The organism is Streptomyces iakyrus, assembly GCF_000717055.1.
Taxonomy (GTDB): Bacteria; Actinomycetota; Actinomycetes; order Streptomycetales; family Streptomycetaceae; genus Streptomyces; species Streptomyces iakyrus.
On the sequence record NZ_JNXI01000005.1, the window covers coordinates 161,050 to 178,588 of the forward strand.

Here is a 17,539-nt window from a genome sequence, read left to right on the forward strand (position 1 = left end):
GAACCCACACCCACCCCGCCCTACGGTCACTACACCGAGTTCACAACACGGCCGTGTGCCCGAGCGGTTCAGGGGCTCGCCTGCGCAGCATCCAATAGCGAGCTCCGCTCGCGGGGAGTTACGCGGGTTCGAATCCCGCCACGGCCTCTACTGCCTTGACCGGGCAAACGCGCAGATAGGACGACTCCTTGGCGCCGGCCCCGTGATGCCGAAGCAGCGTGGGCTCAGGCAGCGGCACTCCCTTGTGGCCCGGATGTCCAGGCCAGGATGTGCGGGACCGCTTCGCCCAGACTGGCGAAGTGGCGATGCACGCCCTCCACCGCGGCAGCGGCGTTCACGCCCCACACCGTCATCCCGGCGCGTATCCCGGACCGCACTCCGGACGGGGCGTCCTCGACGACCAAACAGTCTGCCGGCCGGGCGCCGAGCCGTGCGGCAGCCTGCAGATAGGGCACCGGAGAGGGCTTGCCCTCCTCCACAGCGGCCGCGTCCACGATCACCTCCGGCACAGGCAGGCCCGTGCGCTCGAAACGGCCGCGCACCCGGTGCACGTAGTTCGAGGTCACCAGCGCCCAGGTCCCTGGCGGCAGACCGTGCAGCAACTCCGACGCGCCCTGGAAAGCCGTATAGACGCCGGACCGGACGTCCTCGTCCTCCAGGTCATGCAGCAGGGCCAGGCACTCGCTCGGGTCACGGTCGGCAGCGACCTGGGCGAACGTCTCCATCGGCCGGGTCCGCAGAGCCACCCCGTAGACCTCGTCCGCGTCCAGCCCGTAACGCCCCGCCCAGGTTTCCCAGACCCGGCGCTGGTTGCTCACCGCGTCGATCAATGTGCCATCGACATCGAACAGGACGTACTTCGTGCGGCCCGGCCGCCCAGGTTCACTGGTCACGCGTCGATCATGCCAGGCGGCCGGCAGGCGATTTCGGAACAGAAGCGCCTGCCTCGTTCTGAGACGCCGGGCAAACTCGTGCACAACCCCAGGCACCTCTCACGTGTCCAGGACATGACCGGTAGCCGACGCTCCGGTCGTTCGCCGCCTGTTTCGACGAGGAGAACCACCGTGCACCTCCGCCCCCCGGCAGCCGTCCTGGCCGCTGCTGTGATCGCCGTCGCCGGTCCCGCTGTCGTCGCGCCCCTGGCGCACGCCGAGGAGGGGGCGCCCGAGCTGGTCGTGTCGGCCCTGCCGGCCGCGGCTCCCGAGCCGGGTGAGGTCTACGACAAGTCCGTCACCCTCACCAACAAGGGCACGGCCGCCGTGGACGGGGTCACCTTCCGGGTGCGTCTGACGCGCGGGCTGGACTTCCCCGAGCAGGTGAAGGGGTGTACCTACTCGACCGTCAAGGACCAGGTCAGGCAGGCGGTCTGTGAACTCGACACGGTCGTCGAGCCCGGTGCCTCCGTCACCACGCCCGTCCGGTTCAAGGCGCTGGACAACGCCCTGATGGAGGCCGTCGAGTACGGCACGAGCGCGAGCGGTGGGACGCCGGGCGAAGGGTACGACGACAGCTACCGGCGGCTCACCCTGACCGCGGACAACACCGCCGATCTCGTCGCCGTCGGTGCGGAGATGGAGGCGCTGGCCGGCGAGGAGCAGTCGATCACGGCGACCCTGCGCAACGACGGCCCGGGCTGGGTGCAGAACCAGGACAGCGACGATCTTCCGGCGCTGCTGGTGCAGATCCCGCCGGGCGCCGTGGCCATGGGTGTGCCGAAGGACTGCGCGCCGTTCGGGATCGACGGGCCGAGCGGGCCGCAGGGGACCACGGGCAAGCCCAAGTACGTGTGCTGGCCGAAGGACGGGACCCTCGACGTCGGTCAGTCCCTCGCCTACACGTTCACGCTGAAGATCAAGGAGTCCGCGCAGGACACCAAGGGTGAGATCAAGGCGTCGTCCGTCTACGACATCGCCCCGGAGTACGACACGAACCGGGCCAACAACACCGCCGTGATCAGTATCGACCTGCCGAGCGACTACGAGCCGGAGCCGAGCCCCTCGGACGGCGCGGACGGTGGTACCGGTGACGGCGGGGACGGCAACGCCCCCGAGGGACAGGCCGCCGGCGGCACCGGGGCCACGGCTTCCCCCTCCGCATCGGCCTCGAACGGCACCACGGCCGGTGGCTCCACGGGCACCACGACCGGCAGCACCACCGGCGGCAACCTCGCCGCCACCGGCTCCGACGGCACCCCGCTCCTCGCCGGTGCGGCTGCCGCCGCCGCGGTGATCGGTGGCGGCCTGGTGCTCGCCGTACGCCGCCGCAAGGCCGCCGGGTCCGCCTGACGGCAGGGCCGTCAGAGCACCCCGCCCGCCTCGTCCTGGAACGCGTCCGTCCAGTAGTGACGGACCGTTCCTCCGGCGGTCACGCCCGTCGGGTCCACCGTCGACAGGACCTGGAGCATCGTCATGGCCAGCTGGTCGTAGGTGTCGGTCGTCAGCTCGTGGGACGACTGGGCGTCTATCGCGCGCTCGCGGTGCAGCAGCCAGAGCGTGAAGGCGAGGGTCGACACGTCCGTGTTGAGCGGGTACAGCGTCGCCTCGGGTTCGCTCCAGTTCAGGACCGCGCCCGTCGCGCCGTCGACGACCAGGCTGTTGTCCTCGACGAGATGGCCGAGGCGAAGCAGGCGGTGGGCCCCGGCGGGGAGTTCGGCCGGGGCGCCGGTGTCGGCGTAGTACTCGGCGAGCGTCGCCAGGGGGACGTCCGTGTCCAGGGAGAAGACGTGGGCGTCCTCCGGCAGGCCCACCTCGCGCAGGAAGCGGCGGGTCGGTTCGTGCGTGAGGGTCGCGGGGAAGTCGACGTCCTCGAAGCGCGCCACCTTGCCGGGGCCGAACTCCTGGTCCAGGAGGCGGTGCGGGAGGTCCAGGGAGAGGCCGGACACGCCGCCGCGGCCCGCCACCAGGGACAGGGGGCGGATCAGTGCCGCCATCTTCCAGAACGGGGCCGGTTCGCCGTCCGCGCCGTCACGGAACACCGCCAGCAGGTGCTGGGACGCCTCCGCCACCGCCTTCGGCCCGAAGCGGCCCGCGTAGGAGGCGAACTGGCCGCGCAGGCCCGCCAGTTCGTCCGTGGCCTCCGCGAAGCGGACCAGTGTCCGGAGGGAGGGCGCCAGGGGGCGGCGGTCCATCAGGTCGGGGCGGTCGTACAGGACGTACGTCGTCGAGATCTCGCCCGTCGCGCCGTCGAGCAGGACCGACTCCGTCTCCAGGCCGGCGGGGCCCAGCAGTCCGCCTATGACCAGCTGCTCGCGCAGCTCCGCCGAGAGGCGGCCGTCCGGGTCGCCCGTGGAGTCGGCGACCGTGCGCAGGCCCTCGCGGCTCAGCTCCGCGAAGCTCAGCACGCCGCTGTCGCCGGGCAGTCCGGGGCCGGTCAGCCAGTGGCGCGTGGACGCGTGCGTCACCCACGGGTCCAGCTCGGACTCTGTCAGGGTGATCACCGCGGAACCGGCGTCGGTCGTACTCATGGGCTCCCCCGCATGTGCTTGCTCACCGTCCCCTGGCGGAGCACGGCAGACCGACCGGGCCCAGCCCGGCAGCCGTCCCCCACTGCCCAGAACGGTACGCCCCACCACTGACAACGCCCCGGAACAGCGACGCGCGCCCGGCGACCACGCCACGTCACCTCACAAGACGCTCGGAGCACCCCCGCGCGTTCCCTTTCCGCGGAATCCCCTCAGCCCCGTTCGGTGACCACCGCGGCCTGGGGGCGGATGGGGAGCCGGTTCACGGGGCGGCCCGTCGCGGCCCGCACGGCGGACGCGACGGCCGCCGGGGACGTCACCACCGGCACCGCGCTGACCGCCTTGGCCCCGAAGGGGGCGACGACGTCCCGTTCCTCCACCAGCCGGACGATGCGGATGTCGGGCGCGTCGAGGGCGGTCGGGAGGGCGTAACCGGTCAGGTCGGGGTGGCGGACGATGCCGCGCGGCGTGCGGAGGTTCTCCGTGAGGGCGATGCCCACGCCCTGCGTCACACCCGCCTCGATCCTGGCCGTCAGCTGGGCGGGGTTCAGGACCCGGCCCACGTCCTGGGCGACGGCGAGTTCGACGACCCGTACGGAGCCGATCTCGATGTCGACGTCCACCACCGCACGGACCGCGCAGAAGGCCATGCCCACGAAGGCGTCGCCCTGCCCGGCCTCGTTCAGCGGCTCGGTCGGGTGCGGGCGGCACTGGGCGGTGGCCCACAGTTCCTTGCCGTCCAGCGCCTCGGTGACGGTCGTCGAGAGGACCCCGTCGTACGACGTGATCTTGCCGTCGGTGATCTGGAGCAGCTCCGTCGACATGCCGAACTTGTGGGCGAGCGGCTGGAGGAGCTGGGTGCGGACCATCTTGGCCGCGCGCTCCACCGCCCCGCCCGACACCCAGGTGTGCCGGCCGCGGCAGCCCGGGCCCGCCGGGGGCTGGTCGGTGTCGACCGGCGCCACGTGCACCTCGTCGACGCCGAGCGTCTCCTGGACGATCTGCCGGGCCAGGGTCGTGAAGCCCTGGCCGGTCTCGACGGCCGCGCACAGGACCGTGGCGACGCCGTCGTGGACCTTCACGGTCGCCGTGGAGACCTCGTCCGCGCCCTCCGCGCCGAGCATGTGCACCATGCCCACGCCGTAGCCGACGCCCCGGCGCACCGCGCCCGGTTCGCCCGCGCCCTCGGGGCCGCCGGGCAGCAGCCACTCGTCCTCGGGGGTGTCCTTGGGCAGCGGCGGCAGCGGGAAGTCCCGTACGGCCTGGAGCAGTTCGGCGACCGGGGCCGGGCAGGTCACGGTCTGGCCGGTCGGCAGCACGTCGCCGGTGGCCAGGGCGTTGCGCAGCCGCACTTCCGCCGGGTCGAGGCCGAGCTTCTTGGCGATCTTGTCCATCTGCGCTTCGTAGGCGGCGCAGACCTGCATGGCGCCTTCACCGCGTACGTGGCCGGACGGGGGGTTGTTGGTGCGTACGGCCCAGCCCTCGATGAAGGCGTTCGGGACGACGTAGGGGCCGCAGGCGAACGCGACGGCGGCGGCCAGGGCCTCGGAGGAGGTGTCGGCGTAGGCCCCCGCGTCGAGGAGGATCTGCGCCTCGACCTTGACGAGTCTGCCCTCGGCGTCGGCGTGGTGGCGGTAGCGCAGCAGGGTGGGGTGCCGGTGGACGTGGCCGAGGAAGGACTCCTCGCGCGTGGCGGTGAGTTTCACCGGGCAGCCGGTGCGCAGCGCGAGCAGGCCGAGCGGGAGCTGGAAGCCCTGGTCCTCGCGGTCGGCGGTGGCGCCGGGGACTCCGGTCACGACGACCTTGACGCGCTCGGGTTCCAGGCCGAACGCGGCGGCGGCCGCGTCGCGGTCGGCGTGCGGGTCGGTGGAGGCGAGGTACAGCTCCACCCCGCCGTCCGGGCGCGGTACGGCCAGGCCGGCCTCGGCGCCGATGGGCGCGGGGTCCTGGCGGCCGATGCGGTACAGGCCCTCGACGACGATCTCGCCGGCCGCCTCCGGGTCGCCGTGGTGCAGGGGGATGTGCCGGATCAGGTTGCCGTCGGGGTGCAGCGGCTCCGCTTCGAAGGCCTGCTCCGGGTCGGTCACCGGGTCGAGCACCTCGTACTCGACGATGACGGCGGCGGCGGCCATGCGCGCGGTGTCCGGGTGGTCGGCGGCGACGGCGGCGATGGGCTCGCCGTGGTGACGCACGACCTCGGAGGCGAAGACCGGGCGGTCGGCCTTGCCGCGGCCGTGCAGCGGTCTGCCGGGAATGTCCTCGTGGGTGACGACGGCGCGGACGCCGGGCATCTCGCGCGCGTGGGTCGTGTCGATCGACAGGATGCGCGCGTGCGGGTGCGGGGAGCGCAGCACGGCCGCCCACAGCAGGCCCTCGGCCCACAGGTCGGCGGCGTACGGGAAGGTGCCCTCCGTCTTGGCACGGGCGTCGGCGGGCGGGAGCGAGGCGCCGATGCCGTGCGGAAGCGGTTCGGGGGCGGGGGCGGCCTGTGCGGCCTGGGCGGTGGCTGCTTCGTTGCTCACGCGGGGCCTCCGTCCTGACCGTAGGGCTGGTCATGCGGTTCCGGAGAGTGCGGTTGCGGGGTGCGCGGTTCCGGGGGCGCGCCGAAGGCCGACGCGTTCACGCCACCGGCGCCCGGGCCGGCCTGGTGCGGGATGCGGGCCTCGTCGGTTTCGCCGTCGGCGGGCGCGGAGTGGGTCTCGCGCTCGGCGACGACCTCCTTGACGGCGTCCACCACGCCCCGGTAGCCGGAGCAGCGGCACAGGTTGCCGCACAGCGCCTGGCGGGTCTCCAGCTCGGTGGGCGCCGGGTTGCCCTCCAGGAGGTCGTGCACGGTCATCGCCATGCCCGGGATGCAGAAGCCGCACTGCACGGCGCCGCAGCGCGCGAGCGCCCGCTGCACGTCCGAGGGCTGTCCGTCCTCGGCCAGGCCCTCGACGGTGCGGACCTCGCTGCCGGCCGCGGTCACGGCCGGGACCAGGCAGGACGCCACGAGCCGTCCGTCGACCTGGACGTTGCACGCGCCGCACTCGCCTTGCGAGCAGCCGTCCTTGGCGCCCGCGAGTCCGAGCCGCTCGCGCAGCACGTACAGCAGGGACTCGCCGATCCACGCGTCGGCGACGGGGCGTTCGGTGCCGTTGACGCTCAGGACGTAGGAGGCGAGGGGGTGTTCCTCCTGCGGCGCGGCGGGCGGTACGTCGTGGGGGGCGGCGCCGGACGGCTCGGCAACCGTCTCGGCAGCCTGGCTCTCGTCCGGGGCCGGGTCGTCCTGGCTCTCGCCCTCGGCGGTCTCCGGGCCGGTGACGGTATCGGCGTCCGCGAAGGCCGCCGGGGGCCCGGCAACGGGCTCGGAGGGGCCGTCGGCGGCCTCTGGGATCCCGGGGGCGTCCTCGTCGTCCGCGGAGGGCTCACCGGGGCCGGGAGCGGGCTGTGAGGCTTCCTGGGCGTCCTGCGGGGGCGCGACGACGTCCGGGTGTGCCTCGGGCCCGTGCTGCTCTCCGGGGAACTCGTCAGGGGCCTCGGGGTACGGCTGCCCGATCGCGTGGCCGTCGGGGGCGGACGCCTCCGGACCGTGCTCGGAGAAGTCGGAGGGCTCGAACCCGTGGCCGGGCCCGTGGTCGGCCCCGTGGTCCGTCCTCACGTCGGGCCCGTGGCCGGTCCCGTGGTCGGCGAAACGGGACGGCTCCGCCGTGTGGCCGGCCGCCGCCGCCCCGGGCTCCTCCGGCGCGTGTTCCGACGGCCCAGGCGCGTGATCCGTGCCGGGCCCCTCCGGCACGTGGCCGGCGAGCGCGGACGGCTCCGGCTCATGGCCGAACTCGCCGGGCCGGTGCGCGGGGCCGGCGTCCTCGTGGGCTCCCGGCGCGTGGGCGTCCTGCGGGTGTCCGGGTCCGGCCTCGTCCGGGCCCGCCTCCCGCGGCAGCGGCCCGGTGGCCTGCTGCTCCGGGGCGTATCCGGAGGCCGGTCCGGTGTCGCCCTGCCGCCCGTGGTCCTGCTCCTGACCGTGCTCGTGGGGGTAGCCCGGGTGGGCCTCCTCCTGCCCGGCCGGGTCCTGCGGGTCCTGTCCCCACGGCCGGCCCGCGGCCTGGGTCGCCCAGGGTGCGGGCGCACCGCCGGGCAGCGTGGCCGGCGGGGTGCCGCCCCACTGCTCGACCAGCGAGGACGTGGTGAACTCGCCCGACTCGTCCGGAAGGTCGCCCCCGGCGACGGGGATGGACCACTGCCCGGTCACGTCATGGCCGGGCGCGGTCCCGGCCGCCGGGGTCTCCTCGAAGTTCCACTGCCCGGTCGCCCCGGGGTTGTACGTGAACCGGTCGTCGCCGTGCTGCGGCGCCGTCGCGTCGGAGCCGTAGGGCGCCCCGGGGTCGTACGGCGCGCCGGGACCGCCGTACTGCTGCTCGGGGACGTCGTGTCCCTGCTGGTGGTGCGCGCCGTGCTCGTGTCCGTGCTGCGGGTGCCCGGCGTTCGGGTCGTGCCACTGCGCCCCGTCGACCGGCGCGCCCGGCACGGGCCACGCGCCCGTGGCGGCCGGGTCGGTGCCCGCCGTGGAGGCGGGGCTGACCGTTATCTGCGGCGGTACGTAGCCGTGGCCGGGCGCGGCCAGGGGGCTGTCGGCGGCCAGCAGGGCGTCGACGCCCCCCTCGGGCAGTTCGACGAAGGCCGTGGCGCCGTCGTCGTACTCGCCCTGGGGCAGCGGGTCCCAGCGGCTGCCGCCCCGGGGCGTGCCCTCTCCGTGCTGGTCGTCGGTCACGACAGCGCCCTCCCCAGTGCTCGTCGGGCCAGCGCGGCGACGGTGCGCCGCAGGTGCAGTACGGCGGGCGGAAGCGGTGCGACCGAGCCGTCCTCGGCCGGCGCCGCGTCGGGGATGCAGGCCGCGGCGACGTACTCCCCGAAGGCGTTCAGCGCCTCCGGGACGAGCGCCCGGTTGTTGTCCCAGTCGATGAGGCCGGCCACCCACTGCTCGGCCTCCAGGGGCCGCAGCGCCATCGGCGCTATGGCGCCCACCGCGCAGCGCACACCCCGGCGCGCGGGGTCCAGGACCAGGGCCACGGACGCCACCGCCCGCCCCGGGCCGGTCCGGCCGGTCGCCTTCAAGAAGACCTGCGGGGCGTGCAGCAGCGGCACGCGCACGTAGCCGATGAGCTCGCCGGCGCGCAGCATGTCCATCCCGGCCAGCAGGTGCGAGACCGGGATCTCCCGGCGGGCTCCGCCCGGGCCCGCGATGATCAGGGTCGCCTCCAGGGCCGCCAGCACCGGCAGCGCGTCCCCCGTGGGTGCGGCGGAGGCGATGTTGCCGCCCAGGGTACCCGCGTTGCGGATGTGCGGCGGGCCCGCGGCGCGCGCGGCGGCGGCGAGCGCCGGGATCAGGGCCGCGAAGTCGGGGCGGCCCATGCGCGCGTGCGTGAGGCCCGCGCCGAGCAGTGCGTGACCGTCCAGGTACTGCCAGCCGCGGATCTCGCTGATCCGGCCCAGTCCCACCAGCGCGGCGGGCCTGAGCTGCCCGGAGTTCACGGAGGCCATCAGGTCGGTGCCGCCGGCGACGGGCACGGCGGCGGGCATGGCGGTGAGCGCCGCGACGGCCTCGTCCAGCGTCGTGGGCAGCGTGACGGCCTGCCCCGCCTGCGGTGCGTGCGTGGTCAAACCGGCTGCCCCTTCCCGCTGCCCCACCTGGTCCCACCTGTGCTGCCGTACGGTACGTGCTGACAGGGCGGACGTGGCAACTCTGGCACATCTTGGCGAGAGGCGAAGACACGGGTCCGCTAGGAGGCATTCGCCCTCCTCACCGGCGAGATGGTCCGTTTTCGCACAGGTTCACCAGTGCATGCCGATTGGCACTTTCGGTGACCCTTGTGCGCTTTTTCCGTGGCCTGTTCGAGCTGTTCGGTCGCGACGGGCGGCAGGACCGTCGCCGGGCCGCGACCGCCGGCCCTACCGGCTGGGCGGCGGGCCGTCGATCGGGCGGCCCAGCACCCCGGGACGCCGTTGCCAGGGCAGCGGGCCCGTGGGAGGCCGGTAGGCCACGCCGAGGGCGTCCAGCCGCCGGTAGTGGGCGGCCATCCGGCGTTCGAAGTCGGCGAAGTCCCGTGCCTCCGGGGCCGGCAGGGGGCTCCAGGCGACCTCCGCGAAGGCCGCGAGGCGGGGGAAGGCCTGGTAGTCCACGCGCGCGTGGTCCTCCATCACCTCGGTCCACAGGTTGGCCTGCGTGCCCAGCACGTGCCGGGCCTCCCCGGGCGTCAACTCCGGTGGAACGGGCTCGAACCGGTAGACGTCCTCCAGGGTGCGCACCCACCCGATCGGTACCGGCTCCTCGGGACCCGGGTCCTGACGGTGGTCCAGGTACACCTGCTGCTCGGGGCACATGACGACGTCGTGGCCGGCCCGGGCGGCGGCGATGCCCCCGGCGTAGCCCCGCCAGGAGGACACGGCTGCGCCCCCGGCCAGGCCGCCCTCCAGGATCTCGTCCCAGCCGATCAGCCGGCGGCCGCGCTCGGCGAGCCAGGTGTCGAAGTGCCCGATGAACCAGGACTGGAGCTCGTCCTCGTCCGCGAGGCCGAGTTCCCTGATGCGCGCCTGGGCCGTCTCCGAGCGCTGCCACTGGTCCTTGGGGCATTCGTCGCCGCCGACGTGGACGAACTCCGAGGGGAAGAGTGCGAGCACTTCCTCGAAGACGCCCTCGTAGAAGCGCAGGGTGTTGTCAGTGGGGGCGAGTACGTTCGGGTTGATTCCCCAGGTGTCCCAGACGGAGAGGGAGGTCGTGTCGATGACGTCGGTGTTGCCGAGTTCCGGGTACGCGGCGATGGCGGCCTGCGAGTGGCCCGGTACGTCGATTTCGGGGACGACGGTGATATGCCGCTCGGCGGCGTAGGCGACGATCTCCCGGATGTCGTCCTGGGTGTAGTAGCCGCCGTGCGGCTTGTCCTCCCACAACGGCGAGGCCCGGTGGCCGGTTTTGGTCCGGGCCCGCCAGGAGCCGGTCTCCGTCAGCCGCGGATGCCGCTCGATCTCGATGCGCCAGCCCTGGTCGTCCGTCAGGTGGAAGTGGAAGACGTTGAGTTTGTGCGCCGCCATCAGATCGAGGTAACGCAGGACGCCTTCCTTGGGCATGAAGTGCCGGGCGACGTCGAGCATCAGGCCGCGCCAGCGGAACCGGGGGCCGTCCTCGATCGTCAGGTACGGCACGGTCCAGGAGCGGTCGCGGCCGAGCGGGGCCCTGCGGTACGCGTCGGGGCCGAGGAGCTGCCGCAGGGTCTGGGCGCCCCAGAAGACACCGGCCGCGCCGCCGCCCTCGATGAGGACGCCGTTCCCGTCGCTGACGAGGCGGTACTCCTCGGGGCCGAGCCCGGGGCGGAGCCGCAGCCCGATGCCGCCCTCGGCCTCGCCGGGCTCCCGCCCCTCGCCCAGCGGCAGGCCGGTGGCCTGCCGGAGGGCCGCGCCCAGCCAGCGGCCCACGCGTTCCGTCCCGGTGCCGGCGTGGAGCCGGGAGTGGCGCGTCAGCCGTACCTCGCCGGCACCGGTGACGGCACCGCGGGGCGCCGGAATCAGTTCGGTCACGTCAGTCCTTCACCGCTCCGCCCAGTCCCGAGACCAGGCGGCGCTGTACGAGTACGAAGAAGACCAGGACGGGGATCGTCATCACCGTGGAGGCGGCCATGACCCCGCCCCAGTCCGGGTCGTCGGGCTTGTAGAAGACGAGCAGGGCCATCGGCAGCGTCGACTGCGAGGTGTCGCTGATGATGAACGACTTGGCGAACAGGAAGTCGTTCCATGCGGAGATGAACGAAAAAACGCTGGTGGCCACGAGACCCGGCAGGACGAGCGGGAAAAGGATCTGCCAGAGGAATCGCGCCCTGCTCGCCCCGTCGATGTACGCGGCCTCCTCCAGGGCCTCCGGAACGGCTTTCACGAACCCCCGGAGCATCCAGATCGCGAAGGGCAGTGAGAAGGCGATGTGGGGCAGGATCAGCGAACCCAGCGTGTTCAGCTGACCGGCGTCCCGCATGAGGAAGAACAAGGGGATCGTCAGGGCTTCCACGGGCACCATCTGGGCCACCAGAAACATGATCAGAAGGGTGGTCCGGAGGCGGAAGCGGAATCGTGTGACCGCGGTCGCGGCGAGAAACGCGATGAGCGCGGAGGCGATCACGACACAGCCCGCGACGAGAAGGCTGTTGAGGAAGTAGCGGCCGAATTCCTGCTGCCCGAAGACGTGTCGGAAGGAATCCAGGGAGGGCGCGAGTGTCCAGGGCCTGGGCTCGCTCGACTCGATCTCCCCGGCTGGTTTGAAGGCGCTGAGCACCATCCAGTAGAGGGGGAAGGCGACGACGACCGCGATCAGCAGGGCGGAGGCCTCGGCGGCCAGTCGGCCCGGGCGGCGCACACGGGCGCGGAGCGGATTCACAGTTCCTCCCCCTGCCGGCGCAGCAGCCGCAGGTAGACCAGCGTTACGGCGAGCAGAATCAGCAGCATCACGACGCCGATCGCTGAGCCGAGGCCGTACTGCGAGGACGCGAAGGCCTGCTGGTAGGCGTAGACGTTCAGGACCAGGTTCTGGCCGGCGATGCCGCCGCCGTTCGTCATGACGTAGATCTGGGTGAAGACCTTGAAGTCCCAGATGATCGACTGGATGGTGACGACGACCAGGATCGGCCGGAGCATCGGGGCGAGTACGGAGCGCCAGATGCGCCACTGCGAGGCGCCGTCGAGGGAGGCGGCCTCCAGTACTTCGCCGGGTACGGCGCGGATCCCCGCGTAGACGGTCACCATCACGAACGGGAAGGAGCACCAGACCACTTCGAGCAGGACGAGGAAGAAGGCGCTGAGCCGGCCGTACGTCCACGAGTGGTCGCCGAGGCCCAGCATCCGGTTGACGGGGCCGAAGTCCGGGTCGAAGAGGAACAGCCAGACGGTCGAGCCGGTCACCGCAGGGGTCGCCCACGCGCCCAGCGCGGCCAGCATCAGCGCGAGCCTCGGCAGGGCCCGCACGCGGGTGAGGAGCACGGCCAGGGCGCAGCCGACCGCGAGTGTGGAGACGACACAGGCCGTCGCGAACAGCACGGTGGCGAGCAGCACCTGCCAGAACTGCGGGTCCCCGAACAGCTCGGCGTAGTTCCCGAACCCCTCGAAGGTGGTTGGCTCACCGCCGCTGACCTGAGCCTGCGTGTACTGGAAGAAGGAGATCAGCCCGAGCTGGTAGATCGGGTAGACGAGCAGCCCCCCGAGCACGACGAGCGCGGGCGCGAGGTACAGCCAGGGTGTCCAGCCACCGGACACGAGCGGGGACGCACCGGAAGCGCCCCGGCGCACCCTCGCCCGGCCGCTCCGCCTCCCCCGGGCCTCCTTGCCCGGCGGCCGGCCGGTCGAGCCACCGCCCTGCCGGGCGGGGGCCGCGACGGAGCCTTCCCGGACCCCTCCCGCCGGAGCCGCCTCGGCTGCGGCGACGTTCCCCGGACCGGACGCCGGAGCGTGCGCCGGGCGGCTTCCGTGCGGTGGCCGTGCGGCCGGTGCCGGGGCCGCCCCCGCGGCGGCGCCTGTCCCGGCACGGGTTTCGCTCGCCCGTGCACCGGTGCCGACCGCGTCGCTCCCGGCCGCTCCGGCCCCGGCGGAAGCACCTCCTGCCTCCACGGGGTCGAATTCCGCCGAAGCACCGGCAACCCTGCCCCCCTCGGTGTCCGCCGGCTCCGCGTGGTCGTTCACCCGGCTCACCCCGCGGAGCCGAACGCGGCGTTCATCTTCTTCGCGGCGTCCTCGGAGGCCTTTGTGACGTCCTTCTTGCCGCTGATGACCTCCTGGAACATCGTCGGCAGGACGAGGGAGGAGTCGATCTGGGCCCAGGCCGGTGACGCGGGGACGAACTTGGTGCCGGCGGAGAGGGTCCGCACGAAGGGCTTCACGAACGGCTCCTGCCGCGCGACCTGCTGGCGGACGTCCGTGAAGGTCGGCAGGAAGCCCATCGCCTCGAAGAGTTCACTCTGTGTCTTCTTGGAGGCGAGCTGCTCCATCAACTCGACGGCGAGCGTGCGGTGCGACGTGCTCTTCAGGACGCCGATGTTGTTGCCGCCCGCGAACGCCGGCGCGATCGAGCCGGACTTCACCCCGGGCAGCGGGACGACGGCGTACTTGCCCTTGACCTTCCCGGCCTCCACGGCGGTGTGGCTGAAGTCGCCGCCGATGGCCATGCCGGCCTTGCCCGCGGCGAACGCGGAGATCGTGTCGTTGCCGCCCATGCCCGCACACTTGGCGGCCGGGCAGTTGTCGTCGCCGAACAGGGACGTGTACGCCTTGATGCCCTTGCGGGCCTCGGGACTGTCGATGCCGGACGCGTACGAGCCGCCCTTGCCGCTCGCGATCTCACCACCGTTGGCCCACACGAACGGCATCGCGCCGTAGGTGTAGGCGCCGCCGACGACCAGCCCGTACAGCTCGGGCTTCGCGGCGCGTATCTCGCGGGCGGCGGAGGCGAGTTCGTCCATGGTCTTCGGGACGGACAGGCCGAGCTCCTCGAAGACGTCCGTGCGGTAGTAGAGCGCGCGGACGCCGACGTAGAAGGGGGCGCCGTAGAGCTTGCCGTCCACCGTCACCGACTGCCTGGCCGTCGGGTCGGTGTCCTTCGCCTCGCTCCAGTCGCCAAACTCCTTCGTGACGTCGAGGAGTCCGCCGTCCTTCACATGGCCGGCCGTGTCGGTGTTGCCGTACTCCATCACGTCGGGCGCGGAGGCGGGGTCGTTGAAGGCGGCCTTGACGCGCTGGGCGCGGGTGTCGACCGGGATGTACTCGACGTCGACCTTCGTGCCTTTGTGGGCCTTCTCGAAGCCGGCGACGACGGAGTCGACGACCTTCTCCTTGGGGGCGTTGCCGACCTCCTGGAAGAGCCACACGCGCAGCGTGCCGGTCTTCTCGTCCTTGTCGGAGGAGGAGTTCGAGGAGGTCTGGGGCGCGCAGGCGGTGGCGAGGAGAGCGGCGAGCGCGGTGAGCCCGGCAAAACGGACGGACAGCTTCATGGAGTGCTCCTCCGAGGGAGTGTTGCAACATGCGCAATGAAGGTTTCGCTGTGCACAACACATCGGAGGCTAAGGACTGCATGAACACGCCCACAAGAGGTCTCAACCACTCTGTGACCGGCAGACGCACCCCGTGCAACGACCGGACAGCACAAAAGCCCCCAGAGCGCGCAAAACGCGCTCTGAGGGCTTCACGCCCCGCGGGCAGGGCCTACTTGTCGCCCTTGTCGTCGTCCCCGGAGCTCATGGACTCGTAGATCTCCTTGCACATGGGACACACGGGGTACTTCTTCGGGTCGCGGCCGGGCACCCAGACCTTGCCGCACAGCGCCACGACGGGGGTGCCGTCGAGGGCGCTCGCCATGATCTTGTCCTTCTGGACGTAATGGGCGAAGCGCTCGTGGTCACCGTCACCGTGGGAGGTCTGCGGCGTCGGCTCAACGAGGGTCCCCGTACCAGTCCCGCGCTCGGGCTCGAGAGTGCTCATAGGGCCAAGGGTACTGAAGCTCACACGCATCAGTTGAGCGAAGGGTCGTCCGGGTACGTCGCGACCATCGCCAGCTCGCTGCGCTGGCGGCGCAGCACCTCGCGCCAGAGCCGCTCGGGAGACGGGGACGAGACATCGCCGGGCTCCGACTCGACGACGTACCACGCGCCGTCCACCAGCTCGTCCTCCAGCTGGCCCGGGCCCCAGCCGGCGTACCCGGCGAAGATGCGCAGGGAGCCGAGGGCGGAGGCCAGCAGCTCCGGCGGGGCCTCCAGGTCGACCAGGCCGATCGCGCCGTGCACCCGGCGCCAGCCCAGCGGGGTCGTCCCGCCGGACGCGCCGCCGGGAACGACCGCGACCCCGAGGGCCGAGTCGAGCGACACCGGGCCGCCCTGGAACACGACACCCGGTTCCACGGCGAGATCCCCCCAGCCCTCCAGGATGTCGCCCACGTCCACGGGGGTGGGACGGTTCAGGACGACACCGAGGGAGCCCTCCTCGTCGTGGTCGAGGAGCAGCACCACCGCACGGTCGAAGTTGGGGTCCGCCAGGGCGGGGGTGGCCACGAGCAACCGCCCTGTGAGCGAGGACACCTCGGTCATGGCAGACATGATCCCGCATTCTCCCTTCGCTTGGGGAGGCAATGCGGCACAGGGAGGGAACGCAGCTCAGGGCGCACTGATGCGTCCCACGCGCACGAAACCGGCAGTGACCCCATGTGCCCGGCACGGAACGGTTCGTGTTGTGACAGACCTATGACGTGGCTGGGTCTCACTCAGGCTTACAGAAGGGGGGTGGTGGGCGATTACCCTTTCCCTCCTGGCCCCTGCCCGACTCCATGGAACGCGAGATTCATGACCGTCAACGACGATGTCCTGCTTGTCCACGGCGGAACCCCGCTGGAGGGCGAGATCCGTGTCCGCGGTGCGAAGAACCTCGTACCGAAGGCCATGGTCGCAGCGCTGCTGGGCAGCGCTCCGAGCCGGCTGCGCAATGTTCCGGACATCCGCGACGTTCGGGTCGTACGGGGTCTGCTGCAGCTGCACGGTGTGACGGTCCGTCCGGGTGACGAGCCCGGCGAACTGGTGATGGACCCGACGCGCGTGGAGAGCGCCAACGTCGCTGACATCGATGCCCACGCCGGTTCGAGCCGCATCCCGATCCTGTTCTGCGGTCCGCTGCTGCACCGCCTCGGCCACGCCTTCATCCCCGGTCTCGGCGGCTGCGACATCGGCGGCCGGCCCATCGACTTCCACTTCGACGTGCTGCGCCAGTTCGGCGCCCGCATCGAGAAGCGGGACGACGGCCAGTACCTGGAGGCGCCGCAGCGGCTGCGCGGCACGAAGATCCGGCTGCCGTACCCGTCCGTCGGCGCGACCGAGCAGGTGCTGCTGACGGCCGTCCTCGCGGAGGGCGTCACGGAGCTGTCCAACGCGGCCGTCGAGCCGGAGATCGAGGACCTCATCTGCGTGCTGCAGAAGATGGGCGCGATCATCGCGATGGACACCGACCGGACGATCCGGATCACCGGTGTCGACAAGCTCGGCGGCTACACCCACCACGCCCTGTCGGACCGGCTGGAGGCCGCGTCCTGGGCGTCGGCGGCGCTGGCGACCGAGGGCAACATCTACGTCCGCGGCGCGCAGCAGCGCTCGATGATGACGTTCCTGAACACCTACCGGAAGGTGGGCGGGGCCTTCGAGATCGACGACGAGGGCATCCGCTTCTGGCACCCCGGCGGCCAGCTGAAGTCCATCGCGCTGGAGACGGACGTCCACCCGGGCTTCCAGACGGACTGGCAGCAGCCGCTGGTGGTGGCGCTGACGCAGGCCACGGGCCTGTCCATCGTCCACGAGACGGTCTACGAGTCCCGGCTCGGCTTCACGTCCGCGCTGAACCAGATGGGCGCGCACATCCAGCTCTACCGCGAGTGCCTGGGCGGCTCCGACTGCCGCTTCGGCCAGCGCAACTTCCTCCACTCGGCGGTCGTCTCGGGCCCGACGCGGCTCCAGGGCGCGGATCTCGTCATCCCCGACCTGCGGGGCGGTTTCTCGTACCTGATCGCGGCGCTGGCGGCCCAGGGCACGTCCCGTGTCCACGGCATCGGCCTGATCAACCGCGGCTACGAGAACTTCATGGAGAAGCTCATGGAGCTCGGCGCGAAGGTGGAGCTGCCGGGCAAGGCACTCGGGTAGTCCACATGAAGACGCCAAAGGGGCGGCCACCCGGTTCGGGTGGCCGCCCCTTTGATGTCACTCACTGTGGTTCGCACACCGCCGGCGTGCGAACGGCAGGGTTACTTGCCCTTGGCCGCTTCCTTGAGCTTCGAGCCCGCGGAGACCTTCACGCTGTAGCCGGCGGGGATCTGGATGGGCTCGCCGGTCTGCGGGTTGCGGGCGGTGCGAGCGGCACGGTGGGTGCGCTCGAAGGTCAGGAAGCCGGGGATGGTGACCTTCTCGTCGCCCTTGGAGACGATGTCGCCGACGACGTCGGCGAACGCGGCCAGCACGGCGTCGGCGTCCTTGCGGGTCACCTCGGCGCGGTCGGCCAGCGCGGCCACCAGCTCACTGCGGTTCATGTTGTTACTCCCGTGTTCAT

14 protein-coding genes and 1 tRNA gene are annotated in these 17,539 nt (G+C 72.1%); 3 read left to right on the forward strand and 12 right to left on the reverse strand.

All coding sequences use genetic code 11. The features are described from left to right. Nucleotides 1–49: 49 nt before the first annotated feature. A tRNA-OTHER gene (locus tag OO68_RS46235) sits at nt 50–147 on the forward strand. 77 nt (nt 148–224) lie between these two features. On the opposite strand, the gene OO68_RS11520 is transcribed toward OO68_RS46235, so the two are convergent. Next, complete coding sequence (locus tag OO68_RS11520; RefSeq protein WP_033308184.1) at nt 225–893, reverse strand: HAD family hydrolase; 669 nt, start codon at nt 891–893, stop codon at nt 225–227. A gap of 171 nt (nt 894–1,064) precedes the next feature. On the opposite strand from OO68_RS11520, the gene OO68_RS11525 reads away from it, so the two are divergent. Beyond that, nucleotides 1,065–2,285, forward strand: coding sequence for an LPXTG cell wall anchor domain-containing protein (locus OO68_RS11525; protein WP_033308185.1), 1,221 nt, complete (start codon nt 1,065–1,067; stop codon nt 2,283–2,285). A gap of 11 nt (nt 2,286–2,296) precedes the next feature. On the opposite strand, the gene OO68_RS11530 is transcribed toward OO68_RS11525, so the two are convergent. The 10 genes from OO68_RS11530 to OO68_RS11575 form a co-directional block, all read right to left on the reverse strand. Then, nucleotides 2,297–3,463 (reverse strand): SUKH-4 family immunity protein, encoded by a 1,167-nt coding sequence (locus OO68_RS11530; RefSeq protein WP_033308186.1) that lies wholly within the window; start codon nt 3,461–3,463, stop codon nt 2,297–2,299. A 209-nt stretch (nt 3,464–3,672) separates the two neighbouring features. Then, complete coding sequence (locus tag OO68_RS11535; protein ID WP_033308187.1) at nt 3,673–5,982, reverse strand: xanthine dehydrogenase family protein molybdopterin-binding subunit; 2,310 nt, start codon at nt 5,980–5,982, stop codon at nt 3,673–3,675. Next, nucleotides 5,979–8,207, reverse strand: a complete 2,229-nt coding sequence (locus tag OO68_RS11540; protein WP_033308188.1) for a 2Fe-2S iron-sulfur cluster-binding protein — start codon at nt 8,205–8,207, stop codon at nt 5,979–5,981. Before OO68_RS11540 ends, OO68_RS11535 begins: the two co-directional genes overlap by 4 nt. Then, nucleotides 8,204–9,097 carry an FAD binding domain-containing protein gene (locus tag OO68_RS11545; protein WP_033308189.1) on the reverse strand — a complete coding sequence of 298 codons (894 nt, stop codon included), beginning with the start codon at nt 9,095–9,097 and terminating at the stop codon, nt 8,204–8,206. Before OO68_RS11545 ends, OO68_RS11540 begins: the two co-directional genes overlap by 4 nt. A 288-nt stretch (nt 9,098–9,385) precedes the next feature. Next, a complete protein-coding gene (locus tag OO68_RS11550; RefSeq protein ID WP_033308190.1) occupies nt 9,386–11,008 on the reverse strand; it encodes a beta-N-acetylhexosaminidase in 1,623 nt (540 codons plus the stop codon). A gap of 1 nt (nt 11,009) precedes the next feature. Further along, nucleotides 11,010–11,855: a carbohydrate ABC transporter permease gene (locus OO68_RS11555; protein WP_033308191.1), complete on the reverse strand. Its 846-nt coding sequence runs from the start codon at nt 11,853–11,855 to the stop codon at nt 11,010–11,012. Then, nucleotides 11,852–12,727, reverse strand: a complete 876-nt coding sequence (locus OO68_RS11560; protein WP_033308261.1) for a carbohydrate ABC transporter permease — start codon at nt 12,725–12,727, stop codon at nt 11,852–11,854. Before OO68_RS11560 ends, OO68_RS11555 begins: the two co-directional genes overlap by 4 nt. A gap of 428 nt (nt 12,728–13,155) precedes the next feature. Continuing rightward, on the reverse strand, nt 13,156–14,454 hold the full coding sequence (locus OO68_RS11565; RefSeq protein WP_033308192.1) for an extracellular solute-binding protein: 1,299 nt from the start codon (nt 14,452–14,454) through the stop codon (nt 13,156–13,158). A 211-nt stretch (nt 14,455–14,665) separates the two neighbouring features. Next, entirely contained in the window at nt 14,666–14,941 is a 276-nt protein-coding gene (locus OO68_RS11570) for a DUF3039 domain-containing protein (protein ID WP_033308193.1), read from the reverse strand. 29 nt (nt 14,942–14,970) lie between these two features. Next, nucleotides 14,971–15,543, reverse strand: a complete 573-nt coding sequence (locus tag OO68_RS11575) for a YqgE/AlgH family protein (RefSeq protein WP_033308194.1) — start codon at nt 15,541–15,543, stop codon at nt 14,971–14,973. Nucleotides 15,544–15,795: 252 nt separating this feature from the next. Between OO68_RS11575 and murA the strand changes: the two genes are divergently transcribed. After that, entirely contained in the window at nt 15,796–17,136 is a 1,341-nt protein-coding gene (gene murA / locus OO68_RS11580; protein ID WP_033308195.1) for a UDP-N-acetylglucosamine 1-carboxyvinyltransferase, read from the forward strand. A gap of 101 nt (nt 17,137–17,237) precedes the next feature. Here the strand turns inward: murA and OO68_RS11585 are convergent, their stop codons facing one another. Next, entirely contained in the window at nt 17,238–17,519 is a 282-nt protein-coding gene (locus OO68_RS11585) for an HU family DNA-binding protein (protein ID WP_003990598.1), read from the reverse strand. Nucleotides 17,520–17,539: the final 20 nt, after the last annotated feature.